The following is a 16253-nucleotide window of genomic DNA, read 5'->3' on the forward strand; positions in this document are numbered from 1 at the left end:
CATTCCCCAAGCCGGATCCACACCGGAGGAGACCCATCAATGTTCACGATCAACCTGTTCAACGGCATGGTGTACGGCGCGCTGCTCATCATCATGTCGTCGGGCCTGGCGCTCATCTACGGGCTGAGGCGCGTGGTGAATTTCGCGCACGGCTCGCTCTACATGCTCGGCGCCTACCTCGGCTACAGCATCGCGACGCAGAGCAACTTCTGGGTCGCGCTCATCGGCGCGCCGCTCGTCATGGCGCTGTTCGGCGCGCTGCTCGACCGCTATGCCTTCCGCCTGCTCCAGGACCGCGATCCGCTCACGGTCGTGCTCGTCACCTTCGGCCTGCTGCTGGTGGTGGAGGACGCGGTGCAGACCCTCTGGGGCAAGGACAACCTCTCGGTGCCCGCGCCCGACATGCTCTCGGCCTCGGTCGATCTGTTCGGCACGCCGGTGCCGGCCTACCGCATCGCCGTGGTGGCGGTGGGCGCGCTGGTCGCGGGCGGGCTGGTGGCCTGGCTGCGCTTCTCGCGCGCCGGGCTCTTCGTGCGCGCCGCCAGTACCGACCCGACCACGACCGCGATGCAGGGCGTCAACACCGACGCGCTGAGCGCCGGCGTGGTGGCGATCGGCACCGCGCTCGCGGGCCTCGCGGGCGTGGTGGCCGCGCCCTTCCTGTCGCTGTCGCCGGCCATGAGCAGCGATGTACTCATCGACTCCTTCGTGGTGGTGGTGATCGGCGGGCTGGGCAGCCTCGTCGGCGCCTTCGTCGCGGCGCTGATGCTGGGCCAGGTGCAGGCGCTCGGCGCCGTGTACCTGCCCGACGCGGCGGCGGTCATTCCCTTCGCGCTGATGGTCGCCATCCTGCTGTGGCGCCCGTCGGGCCTCGCCGGCAACCGCACCTGAAGCCGCGCCCATGAACCTCGATTGCAAACCCTTGCAGGCCCGCGCGGCCTGACGGAGACGCCATGTCCATCACCCGCATTTCCCTCGGCGCCGTGGCGGCGCTCGCGGCCGGCGCCGCGCTCGGCGGCAGCCTGTCGTCGGGCACCGCGCTGTCGCTGCTTACCCAGGCGACGATCCACGCGATCTTCGCGCTCGGCGTCGGCCTGCTGCTGCGCCAGAACGGCATGGTCAGCTTCGGCCACGCGGCCTTCTTCGGCAGCGCCGGCTACATCGTCGCCATCGTGCTGGAGCAGCAGCTCGCCTCGGCCGAGACGGCGATCGCGCTCGCGGTGCTCGGCGTCGCGGCCTTCGCCTTCGTGCTCGCGCTGGTGGCGGTGCGCGTGCCCGGCATCGCCTTCGGGATGCTGACGCTCGCGGTCGGCCAGATGGTCTATCTGGTCGCGTCGCGCTCGCGCACGCTCACCGGCGGCGCCGACGGCATGAACGTGAACTGGCCGAGCACGCTGTTCGGCATCGACACCGCGCGGCTGCTGCAACCGGGCACGACCTTTCTCGTGTGCTGGACCGCGCTGGTGCTGATGATCGGCGCGCTCGCGCTGCTGGCGCGCAGCCGCTTCGGCGCCGTGACCGAGGCCATCCGCGACAACGAGGAGCGCGCGCGCTTCATCGGCATCCGCACGCTGCTGCCGCGCGCCGCGGTGTTCGCGCTGTCGGCCGGCGTGACGGCGGTGGCGGGCGTGCTCGCGGCGTTCAACACCGGCTTCGTGTCGCCCGAATCGCTGCACTGGAGCGTGTCGGGCGCGGCGCTGATGATGGTCATCGTCGGCGGCGGCCGCACGCTGTGGGGGCCGGCGCTCGGCGCGGTCGTGTACTTCCTGGCGCGCGACTTCCTCGGCGACTTCGCCTCGCACTGGATGGCCATCTTTGGCATCGCGCTGATCGCGGTCATCGTCTTCTCGCCCGAGGGCATCGCGGGCGCGCTGCAACGCGCGCTGCGCCGGCGCCGCCCGGCGCCCATCGCCACGCTCGACAAGCAGCCGGCGCCCGCCTCGCACTGACCCACCACCGACCCGGAGACCCACCATGAGTCAACCCGCGCTCCAGGCCGAGGGCCTGACCATCCAGTACGGCGGCGTGCGCGCCGTCGACGGCGTGAGCCTCGCGCTCCAGCCTGGCGAGATCCGCGGCCTCATCGGCCCCAACGGCGCCGGCAAGTCCACCGTGATCGACGCGATCTCGGGCCGGCGCCGCGCCACCACCGGCCGCGTCACGCTGCGCGGCGAGGACGTGTCGCGCCTCGATGTCGTGCAAAGGCGTGCACGCGGGCTGTCGCGCTCCTTCCAGCGCACCAGCATCTTTGCCGGCATGCAGGTGCGCGAGCAGGTCGAGCTGGCCGCCCACCGCTCGGGCGCGGCCGATGCCGCCGCCGACGCCGCCGAGGTGCTCGACGAACTCGAACTCGCCCATCTCGGCAAGGCCGTGGCCGGCGACCTCGGCTACGGCGAGCAGCGTCGGCTCGACCTCGCGCTCGCGCTGGTCGGCGCGCCGGCGGTGCTGCTGCTCGACGAGCCGATGGCCGGCCTGTCGGTGAAGGAATCGCACGACCTCGCGCGCCATCTGCGCCGGCTCACGGGCAAGCGCGAGGTGTCGGTGCTGCTGGTCGAGCATGACGTCGACGTGGTGTTCGGCATCTCGCATTCGGTCACGGTGCTGGAGCTGGGCCGCGTGATCGCGAGCGGCGAGCCGGCGGCGGTGCGCGCCGATCCGCGCGTGCGCGAGGCCTATCTCGGGAGCGCGGCATGACGATGACCCTGCTCGAACTCGACCGCGTCGATGCCTGCTACGGCGCGGCGCATGTGCTGCATCGCATGAGCCTGAACGTGAAGGCGGGCGAGCGCGTGGCGCTCATCGGCCGCAACGGCGTGGGCAAGACGACGGTGGTCAACACCGTGCTCGGGCTTGCGAGCCTGCGCGGCGGCAAGGTGCGCATCGGCCGGCGCGAGCCGGCGCGTCCGCGCGCCTACATGGCCGCCAACGAAGGCGTGGCCGTCGTGCCGCAGGGGCGGCGCATCGTCGCCAACCTGAGCGTGGAGGAGAACCTGCTGCTCGGCTCGGCGGTGCGCCGGCCGGGGCCGTGGAACCTGCAATCGGTGTACGCGCTGTTCCCGATCCTGCGCGAGCGCGCCCACACGCCGGGCACGGCGATGTCGGGCGGCCAGCAGCAGATGCTCGCGATCGGCCGCGCGCTCATGGCCAATCCGGCGCTGATCCTGCTCGACGAGCCGACCGAGGGCCTCGCGCCGGTCATCGTCGATCAGCTCGCCGACATCCTCAATCGCGTGGCCGACGCGGGCACGGCGCTGCTGCTGATCGAGCAGAACCTGAGCCTCGTGATGCGCGTCGCGCGCCGCTACTACGCGGTCGCGAAAGGCTCGGTCGTCGCCGAGGGCGAGGTCCAGCACGAGAGCCTCGACGAGCTTCAACGCCACGTCATGGTCTGACGCATCAGGCCACGCAGTTCGCGGAGCGCGCGGCACAGCGCGCCCGCCGCATCACCCATCCACCCAAGAGGAGACCCACATGAACCAGCCAAACATGCTGCGCCGGGCGGCGCTCGCACTCGCCATCGCGCTGCCGCTCGCGGCCGGCGCCCAGACCAAGGAGCCGCTGCGTATCGGCGCGGTCAGCTCGCAATCGGGCGTGTTCGCCCAGCAGGGCCAGGAGACGCTGCGCGCGATTCAGTTCGCCGTGGACGAGGCGAACGCGAAGGGCGGCGTGGACGGCCATCCGGTCACCGTGCAGATCGCCGATGACGAGGGCACGCCCGAGGCCGGCCGGCGCGTGGCCGAGAAGCTCGCGCGCGACGGCAACCGCTTCCTGATCGGCGCGATTCCGTCGTCGATCTCGCTCGCGATCGGCCAGAACCTCGACCGCTGGGACGCGATGTACGTGAGCGTGCTCAGCAAGAGCGACAAGCTCACCGGCGATTCGTGCAAGCCGCGCCTGTTCCGCGCCAACCATTCCGACGCGATGGACCTGGCGATGATGGGCGAGTGGCTCAAGAGCCAGAAGGAGACCAATTTCGCGGTGCTCGTGGCCGACTACGTCTGGGGCCGCGACTCGGCCGAGTTCTTCGGCAAGACCGTGAAGGGGCAGGGCAAGACGGTGAGCCTGGAGCTGTTCGCGCCGATGGGCACCAAGGACTTTTCGCCCTACATCGCCCAGCTCAAGGCGAGCAAGGCGCAGGCGGTGTGGGTGGCGCTCACGGGGCGCGACGCGATCGCCTTCGCCAAGCAGGCGGCGGAGTTCGGCCTCAACGGCTCGATGCGCGTGATCGGCCATGCCTACATCTTCGACTACCTCATCAAGGCCACCGGCAACACGACCGACGGCGTGTGGGGAAACATCGGCTACGGCCCGGAGATCGACACGCCCATGAACAAGGCCTTCGTCGCGGGCTGGCAGAAGCAGTTCGGCCGCACGCCGACCGAGAACGAGGGCCAGGCCTACAACGGCGTACAGCTCATCTTCGCGGGCGTGCGCAAGGCCGACAGCGTGAAGCCGGCCGAGGTGGCGGCGGCGCTGCGCGGCCTGAGCCTCGACACCGTGTACGGCCCGGCCGTCGTGCGCGCCGAGGACAACCAGCTGCTCATCCCCAACTACGTCGGCCGCGTGAAGACCGTGGGCGGCGAGCTGAAGCCGGCGATCGAGCAGCGCTATGACCGTGGCATCGCGCCGCCGGCGTCGGACAAGTGCCGGTTGCTGTGAGCCGAGCGCGGCGGGCGCGGCATCGCCGCCACGCCCGCCGCGCGCAATTGCAAGCGCGGCGCCGGACGCCGGCGTACGGACCGACAATCGCGGCCGACATCAACGACAGGGCCGCGCCCGCGTCGCCGCGCACGCAACGGCGCGACGCGCGCGGCGACCGGCCCGCCACGGAGACCGCCATGCCACCCGACCAGCCCCTCGTCCTGCGCGATGCGCGCGACGGCGTCGTCACCCTCACGCTCAACCGTCCGGCGCGGTTCAACGCGCTGTCCGAGGCGATGCTCGACGCGCTCGGCGCGGCGCTGGCCGACACCGCCGCCGATGCCGACGCGCGCTGCGTCGTGCTCGCGGGCGCGGGCAAGGCTTTCTGCGCCGGCCATGACCTGCGCGAGATGCGCGGCCAGCCCCGCCTCGACTACTACCGCGAACTGTTCGCACGCTGCTCGACGGTGATGCAGGCGATCCGCGCCGTGCCCGTGCCCGTCATCGCGCGCGTGCACGGCGTGGCGACGGCGGCGGGCTGCCAGCTCGTCGCCGCCTGCGATCTGGCGATCGCGGGCGAGTCGGCGCGCTTCGCGGTGTCGGGCATCAACGTGGGGTTGTTCTGCGCCACGCCGTCGGTGGCGCTGTCGCGCGCGGTGTCGGCCAAGCGGGCCTTCGACATGCTCGTGACCGGGCGCTTCATCGACGCGCGCACGGCGGCGGAATGGAGCCTCGTGAACGAGGCGGTACCCGACGACCAGCTCGACGCCGCCGTCGCCGACAAGGCCGCCGTCATCCGCGCCAAGAGCCCGGCCGCGATCCGCCACGGCAAGGCGCTGTTCCACCGCCAGCGCGAGCTGAACCTCGCCGACGCCTATGCGCTCGCGGGCGAGGTGATGGCCCAGAACATGATGGAAGCCGACGCCTGCGAGGGCATCGACGCGTTTCTGGAGAAGCGCCCGCCGGCCTGGGCGAAGCGCGAGGGCTGAGCCCGAGGGCAGACCGCCCCCCGCCCTCAGCCGCCGAACTGCCCGCGCAGCGCCGGATAGAGCGCGCGGAAGCGCCGGTAGCGCGCGTCGAGCCGGTCGGCCTCGGCCGGATCGGGATCGAACCGGCAGCTCACCGGCGGCGGCGCGCACACCTCGGCCAGCGGCAGGCCGAGCGCCAGCCAGGCCAGCCGCGCGGCACCGAGCGCGGCGCCGGCTTCGCCGCCGTCATGCGTCACCAGCGGCACGCCGAGGATGGACGCGAGCAGCCCAGCCCACAGCGGGCTGCGCGCGCCGCCGCCCACGAGCGACAGCCGCGCCAGGGCGCCCGGCGCCAGGCCCAGGCTCGCCAGCCCGTCGCGCAGGCCGAAGCCGACGCCCTCGATCACCGCATGGCCGACGCTGGCCGCGTCATGCCCGGCGCCGAGGCCGAACAGCACGCCCTGGGCATGCGGATCGTTGTGCGGCGTGCGCTCGCCGCCGAGATAGGGCAGGAAGATCGGCGCCGCCGCGCGCTGCGCCGGCGTGAGCCGCGCGACGCGGTCGAGCAGCGTCGCCTCGTCGGGCTGGCCGAGCAGCTCGCAGGCCCAGCGCAGGGCGCTCGCCGCGTTCAGCATCACCGACATCTGGTGCCAGGTGGCCGGCAGCGCATGGCAGAAGGCATGGACGGCCGCCGCCGGATTGGGCCGGAAGCCGTCGCTGACCACGAAGATCACGCCCGAGGTGCCGAGCGACAGGAAGCCTTCGCCCGGCCGCACCGCGCCGATGCCGACCGCCGCCGCGTTGTCGCCACCGCCGCCGGCCACCGGCACGCCGGCCGGCAGGCCCCAGCGCGCGGCGAGCCGGGCGTCGAGCCGGCCGGCGACCTCGCAGCCTTCGACCAGTCGCGGCATGTGGCGCTCGTCGAGCCCGCAGGCGCCGAGCAGCTCGGGCGACCAGCGCCGCCGGCCCACGTCGAGCCACAGCGTGCCCGAGGCGTCCGACAGGTCGCTCGCCTTCTCGCCGGTCAGGCCGAGCCGCAGCCAGTCCTTCGGCAGCAGCACGCAGGCGACCCGCGCGAACAGCGCCGGCTCGTGCTCGCGCAGCCACCCCAGCTTGGGCGCGGTGAAGCCGGGCATCGCGAGGTTGCCGGCGATGGCGCGCAGCCGGGGCTCGGCGCGCTCGAGCGCGACGCAGGCGTCGGCGCTGCGGCCATCGTTCCAGAGGATGGCCGGGCGCAGCACGGCGTCGGCCGCGTCGAGCAGCACCGCGCCGTGCATCTGGCCCGACAGGCCGATGGCCCGCACCGCCGCCATCGCCGCCGGCTGCCCGGCCGCGAGCCGCAGCAGCGCGCGGTCGAGCGCGATCCACCAGTCGGCGGGGTTCTGCTCGCTCCACAGCGGACGCGGGCGTTGCAGCATCAGCCGCTCGCCGGCGCTGGCGACGATGCGCTGGCGCGCGTCGAGCAGCAGCACCTTGAGTTCGGAGGTGCCGAGGTCGATGCCGAGGACGGTCATGCGGAAGGCCTTCAGGTGGGCCGGCCGCCGAAGCGGTGATCGGCCTGGCGGCGGAACTCGCTCGGCGTCACGCCTTTCACTTCGAGAAAGCGCCGGTTGAAGTTCGCCAGGTTGTTGAAGCCGACCTCGTAGCAGATGTGCGAGACGAGCCGGTCGGTTTCCATGAGGAGCTGGCCGGCGCGGTTGACGCGCACGCGGTTGACGAAGTCGGTGAAGGTGTTGCCGGTGGCGCGGCGGAAGAAGCGCGAGAAGCGGCTTTCGCTCATGCCGAGTTCGGCCGCGAGGTCTGCCGCCGACAGCGGCAGGGCGTAGTCGCGCATGATCCGGTCGACCAGCGAGTTGACCTGGTCGCTGCCCGCCTCGTCATCCTCGCCGCGCATCTGCACGCTCGACAGCAGCCGGTAGTCGGTGCAGCGCGCGAGGTCGGCCATGAAGGCGCAGAAGGCGGCGAAGCGCTCGAAGCCGCGCGCGCGCTTGACCGCGTGCCAGTGCGCGATCGCGCGTTCCGACAGCCCGAAGAACTCGATGCCGTGGCGCGCGCGTTCGAGCATCGGCAGCAGTTCGCCCAGCTCGGGCAGGTGGCGCGCGGCCTCGGCGATCGGTTCGTGCAGGAAGTGGATGACGAGGTCGCGCTCGGGCACGCCGCCCTCGGGCATGTCGTCGGACAGCCAGTTGTGCGGCAGGCGCGGGCCGGCCAGCACCACATGGCCGGGGCGGAACGGCCCGATCCAGTCGCCCACGAAGGCCTTGCCCGAGGTGGCGGTGATGATGTGCAGCTCGTACTCGTCATGCACATGCCAGCGCGCGAGCGGCGTCGGGAAGCCGTGCGCGAGGCAGCGCACCGTGCCCGTCTCGGGCGGCTCGAAGCCGAGCGCCGACGTGCGGCTGTAGTCGCGTTCGAGATCGGGCTGGCGCTGGCGCGGCAGCTGGGCATGACGGGTGGCCATGGGGCGGCGGGTCTCCTTCGCGGTGCCGGCGGCGGGCGGTCAGCGGCGGCGGGCGACGAAGTCGCGCACGCGCTCGCCGGCCGCGCGCACCGCCGCGAGCAGCCGGGCGTCGCCGGCGATCGGGCCCCAGATCGTAGCGTCGGCGCAGAACGCGGCCTCGGGATCGGCGGCGGTGCAGATCGCGCGCGCGACGGCCGGATCCATGGCCTGGTCCTGGTACTCGAAGGGCAGCTCGCCGCGATGCCAGCGGTGCAGGAAGGCGAGGAAGAGCGCCGGCAGCATCGCCACGCTGGCGATGGATTCGTCGCGCGCGAGCCGCTCGGCCAGCGTCGGGCGAATGAAGCCCGGCAGCTTCGAGAAGCCGTCCGCCGCCACGCGCTGGTTGGTGTCGCGGATGTCGGGATTGCCGAAGCGGTCGAGCACCACGTCGCGGTAGGCGGCCAGATCGACCGGGCTGGGCGCCTCGGGCCGGTCGAGGCAGGGGATGACGTCGTCGGTCACGTAGGCGTGGGCGAAGGCACGGATCTCGGCGTCGTGCGTGCCTTCGTGGATGTAGCCGAGCCCGACGAGCGTGCCGGCCCAGGCGATGCAGCTGTGGGTGGCGTTGAGGATGCGGATCTTCGCCTCCTCCCAGGCCTGCACCGATTCGACCATCTGCGCGCCGACGCTTTCCCAGGCCGGGCGGCCGGCGATGAAGCGGTCCTCGATCACCCACTGGAGAAAGCTCTCGGCCATGAGCGCGGCGCCGTCGTCGCGGCCGGTCGCGGCCTTGACGCGCGCCGCCACCTCGGCCGTGGGGCGCGGGGTGATGCGATCGACCATCGCGTTGGGGCTGGTGGTGCCGGCCTCGACCCAGGCGGCGAGGGCGTCATCGCCGAGCGCGGCGATGAACTGCATCAGCCCGGCGCGCGCGCGGTCGCCGTTGTGGCGCAGGTTGTCGCAGTTGAGCAGCGTGACCGGGCCGGCGCCGGCGCGCATGCGGGCGCGCAGGATGGCCGTGAGCGCCGCGTAGATCGTGCTGCCGGCGCGGCCTTCGCGCGCGGCGGCCAGGTCGGCGGCGAGGTCGGGCGCGGCGAGGTCGAGCCGGTCGCGCGGGTCGAGGTAGTAGCCGGCCTCGGTCACGGTGAAGGACACGATGCGCGTGGCCGGATCGGCACCGGCCGCGACCAGCCCGGCGAGGTCGGGCGTCCATGGGATCACGCGCTCGATGGCGTCGATCTCCTCGTAGCTGCGCTCGCCTGCCGGCGTGACCGTCTCCAGCGTGTAGCGGCCGTGCTGCGCGGCGAGCGCTGCCAGGGTCTCGGCCATGTCGGGCCGGCTGTTGCCACCGACGATGGCCCAGGAACGGTCGCCCCGAGCGCGCAGGCGGTGGAGGTAGACGGCCTGGTGCGCGCGGTGGAAGGCGCCCAGGCCGATGTGGAGCTGGAGGTTCATGGCGTGACGGTCGCGGGTTGCGTGACGGCGGGAATGGCGCGCGGCGCCGGCGCGGCGAGCGCGCGGCCTTCGCGGTCGAACAGGTGGGCGGCGCCGGGCGCGATGTCGATGCCGACCAGGTCGCCCGGATGCAGCCCGGTGCGCGTCGGCTGGTCGGCCACGAGCTGCACCGGCGCGCGGCCGGGGTGGTCCACCTGCACGTAGATGAGCGTGTTCGCGCCGAGCGACTCGACCAGCTCGACCCGGCCCGACAGCCGGCCCTGGCCCGGCTCGCGCATCAGCACGGTCTCGGGCCGCAGGCCGACGAAGCCGTCATGCGTGTCGGGCGCGCCGACCGCCGCGTCGAGCGCGGGCAGGTCGCGCGTGTCGAGGATGTTCATCTGCGGCGTGCCGATGAACTGGGCGACGAAGCGGTTGGCCGGCCGGTCGTACAGCTCCAGCGGCGTGCCGACCTGCTCGATCTGGCCGTCGCGCAGTACCACCACGCGGTCGGCCAGCGTCATCGCCTCGACCTGGTCGTGGGTGACGTAGATGGTCGTCGCGCCGAGGTCGCGGTGCAGCTTGTGGATCTCGATGCGGGTCTGGCCGCGCAGCGCCGCGTCGAGGTTGGACAGCGGCTCGTCGAACAGGAAGACCTTGGGCGCGCGCACGATCGCGCGGCCGATGGCGACGCGCTGGCGCTGGCCGCCCGACAGCTCCCTGGGCGTGCGTTGCAGGTACTGCGCGAGGTTGAGGATGCGGGCGGCGCGCTGCACCTTCTCGTCGATGGTCTGGCGATCGACCTTGGCCAGCCGCAGCGCGAAGGACATGTTGTCGTACACGCTCATGTGCGGGTAGAGCGCATAGCTCTGGAACACCATGGCCAGGTCGCGCTTCGACGACGGCAGCCGGGTGATCTCGCGGTTGTCGAGCACCAGCTCGCCGCCGTCGATCTCGGTGAGGCCCGCGATCATGCGCAGCAGCGTGCTCTTGCCGCAGCCCGACGGGCCGACGAACACGACGAACTCGCCCTTCTCGATCGTGAGGTTCACGCCCTTGATGGCGCGGTGCTCGCCGAAGAATTTCTCGACGCCGCGCAGTTGCAGGAATGACATGGTGGGTGTCTCCGGGTCTTGTTGTTGGATCACTTGACGGCGCCGAAGGTCAGCCCTTGCACGAGCTGCTTCTGGCTGAACCAGCCCACGACGACGATCGGGGCGATGGCCATGAGCGAGGCGGCGGACAACTTGGCCCAGAACAGCCCCTCGGGGCTCGAATAGCTGGCGATGAGCGCCGCGAGCGTGCTGGCGCGCGCCGAGCTGAGGTTGAGCGACCAGAAGGCCTCGTTCCAGCTCAGCACCAGGCAGAGCAGGCCGGTCGAGGCGACGCTGCCCATCGCGAGCGGGCGGATCACGTGCACCAACTCGCCCCAGACCGAGGCGCCATCCATGCGGGCGGCTTCGAGGATGTCGACCGGGATGTCCTTGAAGCCCGAGTACAGCATCCAGACCATGATCGGCAGGTTCGACAGCATGAACACCACGCTCAGCGCGGTGAGCGAGTCCAGCAGGCCGACGGTCTGGGCCATCACGTACACCGGCACCAGCGCGCCGACGGCCGGCATCATCTTGGTGGACAGCATCCACATGAGGATGTCGCGCGTGCGCCGGGTGCGGAAGAAGGCCATCGAGTAGGCGGCGGGCGCCGCGATCGCCAGACCCAGCACCGTGGACAGCAGGCTGGTGACGACCGAATTGCGGGCGTGCAGCAGGTAGTCGCTGCGCAGGTTCACCTCGCGGAAGCTCTCCAGCGTGGGCGTGAAGATCAGTTCCGGCGGGATGGCGATGGCCTGCTGCTCGGTCTTGAAGGCGGTCAGCACCAGCCACGCGAGCGGGAAGATGATGACCAGCGTGGCGGTCCAGGCCGCGACGGTGCGCAGCACCAGGGCGAGAGGCTTCATGGCGTGTCTCCGTCGTCAGTCGAGGTTGCGGCCGATCATCCGGATCAGGAAGACGGCTGCGATGTTGGCGAGCACCACGGCGAACAGCGCGCCGGCCGAGGCCACGCCCACGTCGAAGTTCATGAGGGCCTGCTTGAAGATGAGGAACGCGACGTTGGTGCTCGCGTTGCCCGGTCCGCCGCCGGTGGTGGTGAAGATCTCGGCGAACACGCTCATGAGGAAGATCATCTCGATCATCACCACCACCGCGATCGGACGGCCGAGGTGGGGCAGCGTGAGGTACCAGAACTTCTGCAGCGCGTTGGCGCCGTCCATGCCGGCCGCTTCCATCTGGTCGCGGTCGAGCGATTGCAGCGAGGTGATGAAGATCAGGCAGGCGAAGGGCAGCCATTGCCAGGCCACCATCAGGATCACCGACAGCAGCGGCCAGTCGGTCAGCCAGTCCACCGGCGCGAGGCCGAGGAAGCTCGCCACCTGGGCGAACACGCCGTACACCGGGTTCATCATCATGTGCTTCCACAGCAGCGCGTTGGCCGTGGGCATGACGAAGAACGGCGAGATCAGCAGCACGCGCACCAGGCCGCGGCCTGGAAAGGGCTCGTTGACGAGCAGCGCCAGAGCGATGCCGAGCACCACCGTGATGGCGATGACCGAGCCGAGCAGCAGCAGCGTGTTGGCGACCGAGGCGCCGAAGTCGGGATCGGTCACGAAGAACTCGAAGTTCTCGAGGCCGAGGAAGTCCTTCTCGCCGGGCTGCATCAGGTTGTAGCGCACCAGCGAGAAGTAGAGGGTCATGGCCAGCGGCACGATCATCCAGAGGAAGAGCGTGGTCACGGCCGGCGCCATCAGCGCGCGGGGCAGGAGTCGTTTCATGGGCGGGTCTCCCTGCGCCGTCCGCGCGGAGCGGGCGGCGCGGCGGTCGGGCTAGAGGTCGAAGTTGGTCGGCATCATCACCACGTCGCGCACGGTCATGCCGCGCGGGCGGGTGAGCATGAACAGCACGACCTGGGCGACCTCGGCGGCGTCGAGCAGGCTGCCGGCGGCGCGGGCTTCCTCCAGCTTTTCCTTCGGCCAGTCGGCCAGCAGCGCGCTGATGACCGGCCCCGGCGAGATCGCGCCGACGCGAATGCCGTGCTTGAACACCTGGCGTCGCGTGGTCTGCACGAAGCAGTTGATGGCCCACTTCGAGGCGGCGTACACCGGCTCCCATGGCGTGGGGAAGTGGGCCGCGAGCGAGCTGGTGACGATGATGTCGCCGCTGCCGCGCTCGATCATGTGGGGCAGCACGTCGTGCACGTTCTTCATCACGACATTGACGTTGAGGTTGAGCATGCGGTCGATGGCCGCGCTGTCGGCATCGACGAGATCGCCGCCGATGTAGGTGCCGGCGTTGGCATGCAGGATGTCGAGCCGGCCGGCGAGTTCGAGCACGCGCGGCAGCAGGCCGGCGCAGGCCCGTGGGTCGAGCAGGTCGAGCACGAGCGGGATCGCGGCGCCGCCGTGGCGCGCGCACACGGTGTCGAGCGCCGCCGCGTCGCGGTCGACGAACACCACGCGGGCGCCGGCGGCGAGCATCGCCTCGGCGCTGGCGAGGCCGATGCCCGAGGCGGCGCCGGTGACGGCCGCGACCTGTCCTTCAAGTTCTCTTGCCATGGTCTTGCTTCCGATGTGGTGCGGCGCGCGGGCGCGCGCCGCGATGAGGTCCGGCTGCCCCGGGCGCCGGAGGGCGCGGGGTGCCGGATCGAGGCGGGAGGAGAGGCGCCGGGCCTACTTGTAGTAGCCGGCCTTGCGCATCTCGCGGTCGGCGGCCGTCTGCGAGGCGGCGAGCGCCGCATCGACCGTGGTCTTGCCGGCGAGCACGGCGCTCATCTGCTGGCCGACCGCGATGCCGATGGACTGGAACTCGGGGATGGCCGCGAACTGCACGCCGACATAGGGGCTCCTGGGCAGCGTGGCGTCGTTGGGGTTGGCGCTGTCGAGCGCCTTCTTCTCGGCCTCGGCGAAGCGCGCGGCCTTCATGAACTCGGGGTTCGCGTAGGTGGACTTGCGCGTGCCGGTCGGCACGGCGGCCCAGCCGCGCTCATGCGCGACGAGGCTGATGTAGTCCTTCGACGTGGCCCAGGAGATGAAGCGCTGGGCTGCGGCGGCGTTCCGGGTGCTCGACGGGATGGCGAGCGCCCAGGCCCAGAGCCAGTTCGCGCCCTTCTCGGTCACGGCATACGGCCCCTGGGCGAAGGCCACCTTGTCGGCGACCTTGCTCTGCTTCGGGTCGGTGATGAAGGAGGCGGCGATGCTCGCGTCCACCCACATGCCGCACTTGCCTTCGTTGAACAGCGCCAGGATCTCGTTGAAGCTGTTGGCGCTCGATCCGGGCGGGCCGTAGTTCTTGAGCAGGTCGGTGTAGAAGCCGACGGCGTCCTTCCACGGCTTGCTGTCGAGCTGGGGCTTCCAGCTCATGTCGAACCATTGCGCGCCGAAGCTGTTGGCCATCGTCGAGAGGAAGGCGACGTTGTCGCCCCAGCCCGGCTTGCCGCGCAGGCAGATCCCGTACACGCCGGCCTGCGGGTCGTGCATCTTCGCGGCGGCGGCCTTCACGTCGTTCCAGGTCGGGCGGTCGGCGAAGCGGATGCCGGCCTTGTCGGCCAGATCCTTGCGGTACATGAGCATCGAGCTTTCGCCGTAGAAGGGCGCGGCGTAGAGCTTGCCCTCGACCGACAGGCCGCTGCGCACGGCCGGCAGCAGGTCGTCGATGTCGTAGGCGGCGTCGGGCCTGATCTCGGTGAGCCAGTGGCGCTTGCTCCAGATCAGCGTCTCGTACATGCCGATGGTCATGACGTCGAACTGACCGCCCTTGGTGGCGATGTCGGTCGTCACGCGCTGGCGCAGCACGCCTTCCTCTAGCGTGACCCACTTGAGCTTGATGTCGGGATTGGCCTTCTCGAAATGCGGTGCAAGCTTTTGCATCTCGATCATGTGGCCGTTGTTGACGGTCGCGATGACGATCTCGGTCGCGGCCTGGGCGCCGCCGGCAAAGGCCAGCGCCACCGAGGTGACCAGCAGGGTCCTCAGCTTCATCGGGTGTCTCCTCGTGCGATTGCTTGTGTGCTTTTTTTCGGGCGCCGCCGCCAGGGCGACGACGCTGCCGAAAGATAACGACCGGATTTGCGGCGACACATACGGCGGTCGCGCAAACCGATACGTCCTTGCACGAGCGGGCTAGGGATTTCCCGAAAATGAAGCAATCAGGTACCGGCTTCGGGCGGGGTGGCCGGCGGCGATGAGCGGCGCGTGCGGCCGCCGTGTGGCATGGGAGGAGGCGGGCGCCGCCGTCCGCGAAGGGGCGGTTCAGATGGCGGCAGCCGCGAGTCCCGCGATGTCGTCGGACAGATGCTCGATGCCGATCGCCGGCGCCGGTGCGGATGCGGGCAGCGGTGCCATCCGCCACAGGCCGCGCCCGTTGCGCTTGACCTCGTACAGCGCCCGGTCGGCCTGCGCGAGCAGTTCCTCCGGCGTGCCCTTGCCGGCGGGCGCATGCGCGATGCCGATGCTCGCGCCCGCCGTCAGCTCGTGGCCCTGCACCAGCATCGGCTCGGCCATCGCCGCGACGATCTTGCGCGCGACGACCTCGGCATCGTCGGCATGCGGCAGGTTCTCCAGCACGATCACGAATTCGTCGCCCGCGAGCCGCGCCACCGTGTCGGTCGTGCGCACGCAGCCGAGCAGCCGCTGCGCGAACTGGCGCAGCACCTCGTCGCCGGCCGCATGGCCGAGCGTGTCGTTGACGCGCTTGAAGCGGTCCACGTCGATGAACAGCAGCGCCACATCGGCCAGCGAGGCGCGCGCGCGGGCCAGCGCCTCGGGCAGCATCTCGCCCAGCGCGAGACGGTTGTGCAGGTCGGTGAGCGCATCACGGCGTGCAAGCCTTTGCAGCATCGCCTCGGCACGGTGGATCGCGGTCATGTCGGTGCTCAGGCCGTACATGCCGATCACCTCGCCCGAGGCATCGCGGTGCGGCACGTACACCACGTCGATGTGGCGCAGCTCGTCGCCGGTGCGCCATTCCTCGGTGAAGCGCACGCGTTCGCCGGCGAGCGCCCGGTCCATTGCCGGCTTGCGGAGCGCGAACTTGGCGGCGCCCATCAGCTCGATCAGCGGCTTGCCCACGGCCTGTGCCGGGTCGATGCCGGTCCAGGCCTTGAGCGTCGCGTTCGCGTACTGGTTGCGGTAGTCCCGATCGACATAGGTGATGAGGGCCGGGACGTTCTCGGTGATTTCGGTCAGGCGCTTCTGGGTGTCGCCGAGGCGGGCGTTGGCCTCGCTCAGCTCGCGCGTGCGCAGGGCGACGCGCTGTTCGAGCGAGGCGGTGACCGCGTCGAGCGCCTGGCGGTGGCCGCGCAGCTGGTCGAGCAGTCCGTGCACCGCGCGCGCGAGCTGGCCGGCCTCGCGGTAATGCACGCCGTCGGTCACGCCGGGCGGCGGCATCTCCTCGCCGAGCGCGCGGACGATGCGCCGCAGCGGCCGCGCGAACAGATGGCCGAAACCGATCGACAGCGGCAGCGCGGCCGCCAGCACCAGCCCGGCCGTCCAGCGCATGCGCAGCAGCAGCCCGGCGTCGTCGGTCGAGTGCTCGATGACGAGCGTGATCGCGGCGACGGTGAGGACGACGGTGACGAGCGCGTTCAGGGCCAGCCAGGCGGCGAGCGGCAGACGACGGAGACGGGTCATGGGAGGCGGTACGGACGGTTATCCGACGCTTCTACGGTCGCCCGCGCGGGCTCTTGAGGGGCAGCCGATGGAAGGCGCCGCCGCG

15 protein-coding genes are annotated in these 16253 nt (G+C 71.2%); 6 read left to right on the top strand and 9 right to left on the bottom strand.

Annotated features, from left to right (window positions below; translation table 11 throughout):
• Nucleotides 1–39 precede the first annotated feature (39 nt).
• The 6 genes from H566_RS0106800 (at nt 40) to H566_RS0106825 (ending at nt 5630) form a co-directional block, all read left to right on the top strand.
• Nucleotides 40–891: a branched-chain amino acid ABC transporter permease gene (locus tag H566_RS0106800; RefSeq protein WP_028310851.1), complete on the top strand. Its 852-nt coding sequence runs from the start codon at nt 40–42 to the stop codon at nt 889–891.
• Between the two features lie 62 nt (nt 892–953).
• Nucleotides 954–1949: a branched-chain amino acid ABC transporter permease gene (locus H566_RS23455; protein WP_051378266.1), complete on the top strand. Its 996-nt coding sequence runs from the start codon at nt 954–956 to the stop codon at nt 1947–1949.
• A gap of 25 nt (nt 1950–1974) precedes the next feature.
• Nucleotides 1975–2694, top strand: coding sequence for an ABC transporter ATP-binding protein (locus H566_RS0106810; protein ID WP_028310852.1), 720 nt, complete (start codon nt 1975–1977; stop codon nt 2692–2694).
• Complete coding sequence (locus H566_RS0106815; protein ID WP_028310853.1) at nt 2691–3392, top strand: ABC transporter ATP-binding protein; 702 nt, start codon at nt 2691–2693, stop codon at nt 3390–3392. Before H566_RS0106810 ends, H566_RS0106815 begins: the two co-directional genes overlap by 4 nt.
• A 79-nt stretch (nt 3393–3471) precedes the next feature.
• On the top strand, nt 3472–4659 hold the full coding sequence (locus H566_RS0106820) for an ABC transporter substrate-binding protein (protein ID WP_028310854.1): 1188 nt from the start codon (nt 3472–3474) through the stop codon (nt 4657–4659).
• 179 nt (nt 4660–4838) lie between these two features.
• Nucleotides 4839–5630 carry an enoyl-CoA hydratase gene (locus H566_RS0106825; protein WP_028310855.1) on the top strand — a complete coding sequence of 264 codons (792 nt, stop codon included), beginning with the start codon at nt 4839–4841 and terminating at the stop codon, nt 5628–5630.
• Nucleotides 5631–5656: 26 nt separating this feature from the next.
• On the opposite strand, the gene xylB is transcribed toward H566_RS0106825, so the two are convergent.
• From xylB to H566_RS27305, 9 genes are all read right to left on the bottom strand, one after another.
• The gene (gene xylB, locus H566_RS0106830; RefSeq protein ID WP_034410950.1) at nt 5657–7123 is read right to left on the bottom strand and encodes a xylulokinase; all 1467 of its coding nucleotides are present in this window, start codon (nt 7121–7123) and stop codon (nt 5657–5659) included.
• 11 nt (nt 7124–7134) lie between these two features.
• A complete protein-coding gene (locus tag H566_RS0106835; protein WP_028310857.1) occupies nt 7135–8070 on the bottom strand; it encodes an AraC family transcriptional regulator in 936 nt (311 codons plus the stop codon).
• A gap of 39 nt (nt 8071–8109) precedes the next feature.
• A complete protein-coding gene (dalD, locus tag H566_RS0106840) occupies nt 8110–9504 on the bottom strand; it encodes a D-arabinitol 4-dehydrogenase (protein ID WP_028310858.1) in 1395 nt (464 codons plus the stop codon).
• Nucleotides 9501–10598, bottom strand: a complete 1098-nt coding sequence (locus H566_RS23460) for an ABC transporter ATP-binding protein (RefSeq protein ID WP_051378268.1) — start codon at nt 10596–10598, stop codon at nt 9501–9503. Before H566_RS23460 ends, dalD begins: the two co-directional genes overlap by 4 nt.
• A 29-nt stretch (nt 10599–10627) precedes the next feature.
• Nucleotides 10628–11443, bottom strand: coding sequence for a carbohydrate ABC transporter permease (locus H566_RS0106850; protein ID WP_028310859.1), 816 nt, complete (start codon nt 11441–11443; stop codon nt 10628–10630).
• Nucleotides 11444–11458: 15 nt separating this feature from the next.
• Complete coding sequence (locus tag H566_RS0106855) at nt 11459–12316, bottom strand: carbohydrate ABC transporter permease (protein ID WP_028310860.1); 858 nt, start codon at nt 12314–12316, stop codon at nt 11459–11461.
• A 51-nt stretch (nt 12317–12367) separates the two neighbouring features.
• Nucleotides 12368–13096, bottom strand: coding sequence for an SDR family oxidoreductase (locus H566_RS0106860; protein ID WP_028310861.1), 729 nt, complete (start codon nt 13094–13096; stop codon nt 12368–12370).
• Between the two features lie 114 nt (nt 13097–13210).
• The gene (locus tag H566_RS0106865) at nt 13211–14518 is read right to left on the bottom strand and encodes an ABC transporter substrate-binding protein (RefSeq protein WP_028310862.1); all 1308 of its coding nucleotides are present in this window, start codon (nt 14516–14518) and stop codon (nt 13211–13213) included.
• Nucleotides 14519–14788: 270 nt separating this feature from the next.
• On the bottom strand, nt 14789–16168 hold the full coding sequence (locus H566_RS27305) for a GGDEF domain-containing protein (protein WP_051378270.1): 1380 nt from the start codon (nt 16166–16168) through the stop codon (nt 14789–14791).
• Nucleotides 16169–16253 lie beyond the last annotated feature (85 nt).

The organism is Derxia gummosa DSM 723, assembly GCF_000482785.1.
Classification (GTDB): domain Bacteria; phylum Pseudomonadota; class Gammaproteobacteria; order Burkholderiales; family Burkholderiaceae_E; genus Derxia; species Derxia gummosa.